Origin of the sequence: Lysinibacillus fusiformis, assembly GCF_003049525.1 — a bacterium.
GTDB classification, from domain to species: domain Bacteria; phylum Bacillota; class Bacilli; order Bacillales_A; family Planococcaceae; genus Lysinibacillus; species Lysinibacillus fusiformis.
The window spans coordinates 21177-30376 of the sequence record NZ_PYWL01000023.1 but is presented as its reverse complement, the minus strand read 5'-3'; the positions used below and the strand labels follow the sequence as shown (position 1 = coordinate 30376).

Here is a 9200-nt window from a genome sequence, read left to right as displayed (position 1 = left end):
ATAATTAAAATATATATTAATTAAATTATAATGAGGTGACTTTTTATGTTTCAAAACCTTCGTACCCTTACCCTAACAAATGGTCGTATTAAAAATCTAGATGCTGATTACGAGCAATTAAATATCCGAGGAGCTGTAGCAATCCAACAAGAAGTACGTCTAAAAAAGGTATCTACTCATGGCCATAGTTCCTTTTATTTCCCTGTTATCGTCCAATCCTTTACTAGTACAGGTTCTTGTACTTTAAAGGATTATTGCGAAATGGAGGAGCTAATGAATGCGGGTAACATAAAAATACGTAGTGGTCATATTCAAAAGATTAATAGCTCTGGAAAATTGGTAGCTGAAGAGAAATTACAGTGCGAGAAGCTCGATGCTATTGGAATTGTAAAAGCTGCAGAAATAACGGCTGAGCATTTTCACTTAAAATTGTCAGGAGAGAGTGAAATTCACCTGTTATCCGCTGAAAATATTTTTGTGGAAAAGGATAGGGTCACACTACTTTCATTTTTGAAGAAAAAATTAAGTTGCCATACTATTAGCGGCAAACACTTGAAACTAGCCTATACCAAAGCAAAAATTGTGGAAGGTGATTTTGTTACAGTTGGAGAAAATTGTCATATTGAAACACTGTACTATTCAGATGACTATACTATTGCTTCTAACGCAAAGGTGCAGCACATTATACGGAGGGAAAAAGAGTGATATTGCTAAAATGGCTACAAGCTTTTTTTGGCTCATTAGCACTAGTTGTATTGTCCGTATTGTACGCTGGCTTATTGTTAAGTGGCATTCTTTCCCTATTAGCTGGCTTTTTAAGAACATTTGGATTTCATCAAATTAAGATGAACGTTTGGTATGGTGTAGAATTACCCGTTACATTAAGCATTCCTCTAGCATTGCTAGTAGCCATACTGCTATTCTTTTGTGCAAGGTATGTCAAACGTTCTATAGCTTTTTGCTTCTCGAAAATCAGAAATTAATATGGAAGAGCGTTAAAGGAATAGTACTTTAACGCTCTTCTACTAGCTTATTTTGTATGACTTGACCGCTTATCATGAAATAGGGAACGCACGAAGTAAATTTTACTGTATTATGAGAGTTCCCCTTCAAGAAATTGAATGAGATACATTTCTGGCCTAGCGCGGAAATCTGTAAAACTACTTAAATCTGCATATACCTCATGCTCCAAATCGTAACAACCTACCTGTCCCTTTGGGTTCCATACTAATTGCAAATCAGAGTACTGATCGATAGTAGCTGAAATACGGAGCAGTTTTTGACCGCCAACTTTCATCTCAATTGTTTCCGTCAGTTTGAAAAAATCGATGTATTGAATATTATAATTATTGACTGCAAGCTTAAGTTGTAATTGATCATCTGTCAGAAAATTGAGCAGCTCACTCGGTAATTTATATTTTTTTAATTCATATTTTTTATTTTCTATATGATGAAGCTCAGCAGGTTCTAACGCCTTCAAATATTGAGCTATCTCTATATTTTTTATACTTACTGCAATGTTGTACGCTCTTTCCCCATCCTTCTCTGTTAATGAAATATCAGCCCCCCGCTCAACTAAATACCTCACCATAGCTATATGACCCATACGTGTCGCAATCGTTAATGGTGTAGGCTCATACGGATAAACCATATCAGGCTTTTGATAATTAATATCTACCCCTTGATCAAGTAAATAGGTAACCATATTTTTGTCATAATTTGATACAGCCTGACGTAATACTGCCCCACCATATTGTTTTATATCAAGCCCAAGTTCATGAATGAGCGGGATATTTTTCTTATTACCATAGTAGGCCTGCGAGTAGGCACCAGATCCAACGCGATTATTTCCATCTAATTTTGCCCCATGTGAAACGATATAGCGGATTATATTCTCCTTACAATATCGAACAGCTCTTAAAAAAGAAGGATTTTGATCAACATTCAAATTAACATGATAGTCGATTAATAGCTTTACAACATCCAACTTTTGAGCAATCAATGCTAGATCTAAGGGACTTAATGATATGTGCTTACTTAAAAAAATATCTTCTTCAATATCCCAGCCATTTACTTTTGCAACTTGTAATGCAGCTATATTACCAGTATAAATATGCATGGCAATTTCGGGCATTTCCTGAAATGTTCCAATATCTTTTAATTTAATCATCTAATGCTCGGCTCCCTTCCTATGCTTATAAAAAGTATAGAAAATAACATCCTATTAAACAACGGGGCATAATACTTACAATGAATACCAAACAATAAAATTTATATTAAAAAGGGAGCTTTTTATTGAAAATTTCCCAGGAAAAGATGACCATAAAAAAGCTCCTAATCGCAAATGGATTAAGAGCTTTTTAAACATCTATATAATTGATTTTTATTTCAAACGAAGTGCTTCATCTGTTGTTGCATTAATTTCTTTCAGAAGCTCTGGGTGTTCTGCTAATGATAAACCGTAAGAAGGAATCATTTCTTTAATTTTTGCTTCCCACTCTTTAATATGTTGAGGGAAACATTTATTAATAACTTCTAGCATTACATGTACAGCTGTAGAAGCACCTGGTGAAGCTCCAAGTAAAGCTGCAATTGATCCATCGGCTGCACTTACAACCTCTGTACCAAATTGAAGTGTTCCTTTACCGCCTGCTTCAGTGTCTTTAATAACTTGTACACGTTGACCCGCTACGATAATATCCCAATCATCACTCTTTGCATTTGGAATGAATTCACGTAATTCTTCCATACGTTGCTCTTTTGAAAGCATAAGTTGTTGGATTAGATATTTTGTTAATCCCATTTCTTTAACGCCTGCCGCTAATAAAGTTGTAATATTATGCGGTTTTACAGAGGCAAATAAATCCATGTTTGAACCTGTTTTTAAGAATTTCGGTGAGAAACCTGCAAATGGTCCAAATAGTAACGACTTCTTATTATCAATATAACGTGTATCTAGATGCGGAACTGACATTGGTGGAGCACCCACTTTTGCTTTTCCGTATACTTTTGCATGATGCTGTTCAGATACTTCTTGGTTATTACATGCTAGGAATAAACCGCTAATTGGGAATCCACCAATATGTTTACCTTCAGGAATACCTGATTTTTGTAGTAATTCTAGGCTTCCTCCACCAGCTCCAAGGAAGACAAATTTTGCTGAATGATATTCCATTTTACAGCCGTCTAAATCATGCACACGTACTTCCCATGAACCATCACTAGCTTGTTTTAAACTTTCAACACTATGATTGTAGTTAACATCCACGTCATTTGCTTTTAAGTGGTCAATTAACATACGTGTTAAAGCACCAAAGTTAACATCTGTACCCGTGTCAATTTTTGTTGCAGCAATGTCTTCACCATCAGGACGATCTTCCATAATAAGTGGAATCCATTTTTTTAGTGTTTCAGGGTCATTTGAAAATTCCATTCCTTCAAATAAAGGATTTTGGATCATTGTCTCATGACGTTTTTTAAGAAATTCAACATTTTCTTTCCCTTGCACTAAACTCATATGTGGTAAAGGCATAATGAAGTCTTGTGGATTATTGATCAGCTTATTGTTTACAAGATAAGACCAAAATTGTCTTGAAACCTGGAACTGTTCATTAACATTAATCGCTTTTTTGATATCGATTGATCCGTCTTTTTTCTCTGAAGTGTAGTTCAGCTCACATAGTGCAGCATGTCCAGTCCCCGCATTGTTCAATTCGTGAGAACTTTCTTCTCCTGCTTTCTCAAGCTTTTCAAACACTGTAATTTTCCAATCTGGTGCTAATTCTTTGAGTATTGTTCCCAAAGTTGCACTCATGATTCCGGCACCAATTAAGATAACATCTGATTTTATTTGTCTGTTACTCATTTTTACCTTCCTTATATGTTAAGATTTGCAGAAAGGATGTAAGCACTCCTGCTTTAGAAGTACTGTAAGCCATGGAGCAACCTCGGAGCACACCATTTCTGTATCAATTATTACCTTATTGCAGTTTATCACAATTAGTTCAAGAATAAAATATCAACTATTTATATGAGAGTTATCAGCTTTTTTCGAGCCTTTATCATCATAATTCAAGCAAAAAACTCATTTTTTATTAGACACAAAACTAGGATATTTTAAGTTTTATGGAATAACGGACCTAAAAATGGTTGACATTTTCATAAAAAATATATTCTCTTTTATTATTATATCTGTATAGTAACATAAAAACTGACACGCGTCTCATATCAGAATGAGGCAGATTAACCTTCTATTGGGCTTTTTACATGCCAGCCATCTATACAAAAACCACCCATTTGTTTTAACACATAACTAACCAATGCCTCCAATGATTCCAACATCTGTTCAGTATTGCTCTCTTTCAGAGCATGCAGAAACATTTGTTTAAAGTGCTCATCAGGAAAGGCTGACTTCATATACTTTTGCAGGTAGATAGGATCTACAAGATAGGCATGGATTTGATAAGTAGGAATCGTATCCACATTTAAAAACTGTCCATACTCCATAAACAAAGTCGCTAATGCATGATGATAAACAAAGATAAAGTCTCCTCTCTTTTGCTCATAACAGTCTTTTGTATTATCCAACATATCCCATAATCCATATTTTTTTAATTCTAGAACCGTTTTATTAATTGTTTCATAATTTTTCTCTTGCCATGCATATGCCTCTAATTTTAATTCATTTATTATTCCAGTATAATCAAATAAAATTTGCCCTGTTTGAAATTGTACCATCGACATGGTCCTATGTTTATTAAAATCATCTTGGAAATATCGCCGAATTTGACCTGGTGGATTAGCAAAGTATTCAATCAAAAAGCCATCAACTATTTGATTACCTCTTTCTCGCCATTTCACATCATTTGATAAAATAATATGTACATCTATATCAGATCGTTCGGAAGGATGTCCTGTAACATAACTCCCACATACTAACGCGCCAACTACTTCATCTCTGCCCTGCCAATCGTTCAAAAATGTTTCGAGTGCTTTTCTCCAATTTGCCAACGTCATCCATTTCCCCTCTTTATTATTTATTTCCTTCAAAACCTAGCAATCCCCCGACAATTGCTTTTGAATGATTGCTGCAACTTCCTATAAATAACGAATGTATTCAATAAAATCCTTCGAGAGTGTATTTCTTGAAGGATTTTGATATGGAGCCACTATTAAAATAGATCAGATAAAAAACTTTGCATGGATGTTGGCAAAAATTGATAGAATAATCCTTCATATTTGATATCGAGTATGCCCGCAATGATCATTACAACAACTGCTACTGCTAAAAAGACTTTCTTATTTTTAGAAATCCACTTCAATAGATTCCACTCCTCTAACTTTATAGTAAACATATTTAAGTATAGATGAGGATCATACAAAATAGTAATCCCTATTTATGTGTGTCACCTCAGTCTGCAATGCGACATAAATTAAATGAAGGAACAAGAATGATTTTAGAAGGGAATGGCTATGGTAAATTTTAAATCTTTTCGTGGTGTCATTACACAAATTAGTGATTTTCCAGTGGGGCAAAATGGGGACAGGGATGGTTGTTATAAAATGATGAGTGTGGAAGATGGTGTAGGCGGAGTTGTCAACTTTGTCATTTCTCCTTCTACTTATTTTGTGAATCAAGAAGTAGTTACGGCTGGTGAATGGGTCACTGGGTATTATGATGGGGATGCACCTGTACCTATGATTTATCCACCACAATATCGTGCATTAATTGTAGTAAAAGAAAATAACTTCCAAAACGTAAAGGTAGATTTTTTTAATCAACAATTGGTGAGTAGCGATGGGCAATTACAATTAAACCTGTCCCCTTCAATCGTTATGTCACTTAAAAATGGGCAACCTTTTACCAAAAGCCCTGCTAATCGAAACCTGATTGTTATGTATGGTCCTACTACTAGAAGTATACCTGCCCAAACTACCCCATATGAGATTATCGTTTGGTGTTAAGAAAAAGTTTGACGGCTTAAGTCCATCCACTTGAACTTAAGCCGTTTTTGTTTGCTACTGTCCAGACATATTTTCTTTCATTTCATGTAGCTGCTGCTTGATTTGCTCTAGATATTCTTTATTTTGCTGCACTGTATCCAAATGCTCGCCATATTGCTCTGCATTGAGACGTGCATTTTCTGCATGTTTGATTTGATCAAAGGCATGCTCGATAGCCATTTCCTCAGGGTGTGATTTCGCATGCTTTAACATACGATCCGCCTTTTGCACCGAGTTACTAAATAATGTACTTGGATGATCCTGCTTCCAACTTGTATCTGAGTGTTTTGCCAATCTACTCTCTTCCCTTCTTTAAAAAGTTTTCATTGTTCAAATGTAGTATTATGAAATGCTCAGAAAATATGTATGGAAAGTATATTAGATAACACAATATTTCCCAGGCTATAAGTGAAGAACTAAGGTATCTACCCTAGTTCTTCTCGATGTGTTGAATAGTTGTCAAATCTAAACTAGTGCCACGCAGTACGCTCACTGACTGGTTGTTTGATACCTGTTTTTCCTTTAGTTTCAGCAAAATTATTAACCTGTGCTGAAGATGTATCAAGTTCAAATTCAGAACCAAACTCTTCCTGGAGCTTTTGTCGAGGTTGGTTTGTTATGCTTGCACTTCTCGTTTCATTTGCTTTAGCATCTTTACGATTTGTATTCATATTTGACATAACCATCCTCCACTAATTATTTGAGAAGCTTTTAAACATTCATGCGTTTTAAAACTTCTCACTGTAAAGTTTGTCCATGTAAAAAGAATGCATGTACAATAAATTTTTTATTTTTACGAAGATTATCGTGAAGGCTCTTTCCTCGACGTCTCATTGTTATTCCTTTTATGTCGCTTGCAATCTTATTTTCTTTCTGACTATAATACTTGTATACAAGTATACTGAAATTAAAAAAGGTGATATTATGAGCGAATCTAATGATTATTTATATCCTCAAAAATGGCTTTCTAAGGCTTCAACTGGCGATCGTGTAGCTTATGAGCTTAGAATGCGTATTATTTCAGGATTAATTGAAAGCGGTACCATTCTTTCTGAAAACAAATTAGCAGCCGATTTTGAAGTAAGTCGTTCACCCATTCGTGAAGCATTAAGGACATTGGCATCTGAGAACATCATTAGACTTGAGAAAATGGGCGCTGTTGTCATTGGTTTGTCAGAGAAGGAAATAGAAGAAATATATGATGTTCGTTTACTGATTGAGACATTTGTGTTTGAGCGCCTCATTAAAATGGATACAACTAACCTAGCGCTAGAACTTAGCAAAACATTAGAAATGATGAAGGTTGCCATAAAATATAATGATGCAGATGAATTTTCTTATCAGGATGTTATGTTCCATGAAGCTATTATTCGCTCCATTGGACATTCCTATATCGGTATGATCTGGAATAATTTAAAACCAGTAATGGAAGGATTAATACTACTATCCATGCGCATGCGCTTTATTGAAAAATACGATGATTTCACTCGTATTGTAAACAATCACGAGCTATATATAGATGCTATCCGAGCTAAAGATCGAAAGCTCATGATTAAATCTTTACATGACAATTTTGACGATGTTCAAGGGACTGTGGAGGACCTATGGAGGTCTCAGCAAATGCTATCTAAAGGGGTTGAGTCACAGGATGACTAACTATATGTTAGGTGTAGATATAGGGACTACTAGCACAAAAGCTGTATTATTCAGCGAGCAAGGCAAAGTTATTCAACAAGAAAATATTGGGTATCCACTATATACACCTGATATTTCGACAGCGGAGCAAAATCCAGAAGAGATTTTTCAGGCAGTACTGCAAGCAATGTCAAATATTATGAAAGTCCATTCGGGCAAACCATTATTATTTGTATCCTTTAGTAGTGCCATGCATAGTGTAATTGCGATAGACGAAAATGACCGACCGTTAACTCCTGTCATTACTTGGGCGGACAATCGTAGTGAAGCATGGGCACATAAAATTAAAGACGAATGGAACGGGCATGAGATTTATAAAAGAACGGGGACCCCAATTCATCCCATGTCCCCGCTAAGTAAAATTACATGGCTTGTAAAGGAACACCCTGAACTAGCTAGTAAAACAAAAAAATATATCGGCATTAAAGAATATATTTTTAAAAAGTTCTTCAATGAATATGTCGTGGATTATTCATTAGCCTCCTCTATGGGGATGATGAATCTTCACACTTTAGAATGGGATGAAGAGGCCTTAACGGTGGCTGGAATTACAAGTGCACAATTATCAACACTCGTACCAACAACTAAATATTTCACCGACTGTCACCCAATTTTAGCTGAGCAAATCGGCATTGATCCTCAAACACCTTTTGTGATCGGTGCAAGTGATGGTGTGCTTTCAAATTTAGGAGTTAACGCCATTAAGGACGGCGAAATTGCCGTTACAATTGGGACAAGTGGTGCCATTCGTACGATTATTAATAAACCCAAAACAGATGTAAAAGGAAGAATTTTTTGTTATGCATTAACAGAAAACCATTGGGTTATTGGGGGCCCCGTAAACAATGGAGGCATGGTTCTTCGTTGGATTCGTGATGAGTTTGCCTCTTCTGAGATTGAAACCGCTAAAAGATTAGGCATTGATCCGTACGACGTGTTAACGAAAATTGCCGAGCGTGTAAGACCCGGTGCTGATGGATTACTCTTCCATCCCTATTTATCAGGGGAGCGCGCTCCTTTATGGAATCCAGATGTACGTGGTTCATTTTTTGGTTTAACCATGTCCCATAAAAAAGAGCATATGATACGAGCTGCTCTTGAAGGGGTTATCTACAATTTATATACCGTATACCTAGCCTTACTTGAATGTATGGAAAGTCCCGTTACACGTATTCAAGCAACAGGTGGTTTTTCACGATCAGAGATTTGGCGACAAATGATGGCTGATATTTTTGAATCAGAGGTAGTAGTACCTGAAAGCTATGAAAGTTCCTGTCTTGGTGCTTGTATTTTAGGCTTATATGCAATCGGCAAAATTGATTCCTTTGAAGTGGTTGCGGATATGATTGGTGACACTTATAAACATACCCCTTTAGAAGAGGCAGCTAAAGAATATAGACAGCTACTTCCTATTTTCATTCGTTTATCAAGGGTATTAGCAGACGATTATGCATCTATTGCTCAATATCAGAGGAGCTTAATAAAGCCCGACTAAAAAGGAG

11 protein-coding genes are annotated in these 9200 nt (G+C 35.9%); 5 read left to right on the top strand and 6 right to left on the bottom strand.

Annotated features, from left to right (window positions below; genetic code table 11):
* The first annotated feature begins 45 nt into the window (after nucleotides 1-45).
* Nucleotides 46-705, top strand: a complete 660-nt coding sequence (locus C9J29_RS23410; RefSeq protein WP_089986430.1) for a hypothetical protein — start codon at nucleotides 46-48, stop codon at nucleotides 703-705.
* Nucleotides 702-983, top strand: coding sequence for a hypothetical protein (locus tag C9J29_RS23405; protein WP_089986431.1), 282 nt, complete (start codon nucleotides 702-704; stop codon nucleotides 981-983). The genes C9J29_RS23410 and C9J29_RS23405 overlap by 4 nt, the downstream gene beginning before the upstream one ends.
* 110 nt (nucleotides 984-1093) lie before the next feature.
* On the opposite strand, the gene C9J29_RS23400 is transcribed toward C9J29_RS23405, so the two are convergent.
* The 4 genes from C9J29_RS23400 to C9J29_RS23385 form a co-directional block, all read right to left on the bottom strand.
* Nucleotides 1094-2170: an ankyrin repeat domain-containing protein gene (locus C9J29_RS23400; protein ID WP_107922873.1), complete on the bottom strand. Its 1077-nt coding sequence runs from the start codon at nucleotides 2168-2170 to the stop codon at nucleotides 1094-1096.
* A 213-nt stretch (nucleotides 2171-2383) separates the two neighbouring features.
* On the bottom strand, nucleotides 2384-3865 hold the full coding sequence (gene mqo, locus C9J29_RS23395; RefSeq protein ID WP_008177877.1) for a malate dehydrogenase (quinone): 1482 nt from the start codon (nucleotides 3863-3865) through the stop codon (nucleotides 2384-2386).
* Between the two features lie 377 nt (nucleotides 3866-4242).
* Complete coding sequence (locus tag C9J29_RS23390) at nucleotides 4243-5016, bottom strand: nucleotidyltransferase domain-containing protein (protein WP_174804744.1); 774 nt, start codon at nucleotides 5014-5016, stop codon at nucleotides 4243-4245.
* A gap of 155 nt (nucleotides 5017-5171) precedes the next feature.
* Complete coding sequence (locus tag C9J29_RS23385; protein ID WP_237068916.1) at nucleotides 5172-5321, bottom strand: hypothetical protein; 150 nt, start codon at nucleotides 5319-5321, stop codon at nucleotides 5172-5174.
* A gap of 151 nt (nucleotides 5322-5472) precedes the next feature.
* Between C9J29_RS23385 and C9J29_RS23380 the strand changes: the two genes are divergently transcribed.
* Nucleotides 5473-5964, top strand: coding sequence for a hypothetical protein (locus C9J29_RS23380; RefSeq protein WP_008177884.1), 492 nt, complete (start codon nucleotides 5473-5475; stop codon nucleotides 5962-5964).
* Between the two features lie 54 nt (nucleotides 5965-6018).
* Here the strand turns inward: C9J29_RS23380 and C9J29_RS23375 are convergent, their stop codons facing one another.
* Together C9J29_RS23375 and C9J29_RS23370 are read right to left on the bottom strand one after the other, a co-directional pair.
* A complete protein-coding gene (locus C9J29_RS23375) occupies nucleotides 6019-6297 on the bottom strand; it encodes a hypothetical protein (RefSeq protein WP_089986434.1) in 279 nt (92 codons plus the stop codon).
* Between the two features lie 176 nt (nucleotides 6298-6473).
* Complete coding sequence (locus tag C9J29_RS23370) at nucleotides 6474-6683, bottom strand: hypothetical protein (protein WP_036196607.1); 210 nt, start codon at nucleotides 6681-6683, stop codon at nucleotides 6474-6476.
* Between the two features lie 244 nt (nucleotides 6684-6927).
* Here C9J29_RS23370 and C9J29_RS23365 point away from each other — a divergent pair, with 244 nt between their 5' ends.
* Both C9J29_RS23365 and gntK read left to right on the top strand, forming a co-directional pair.
* Nucleotides 6928-7659 carry a GntR family transcriptional regulator gene (locus C9J29_RS23365; protein ID WP_008177887.1) on the top strand — a complete coding sequence of 244 codons (732 nt, stop codon included), beginning with the start codon at nucleotides 6928-6930 and terminating at the stop codon, nucleotides 7657-7659.
* Nucleotides 7652-9193, top strand: coding sequence for a gluconokinase (gntK, locus tag C9J29_RS23360; RefSeq protein WP_107922872.1), 1542 nt, complete (start codon nucleotides 7652-7654; stop codon nucleotides 9191-9193). The genes C9J29_RS23365 and gntK overlap by 8 nt, the downstream gene beginning before the upstream one ends.
* Nucleotides 9194-9200: the final 7 nt, after the last annotated feature.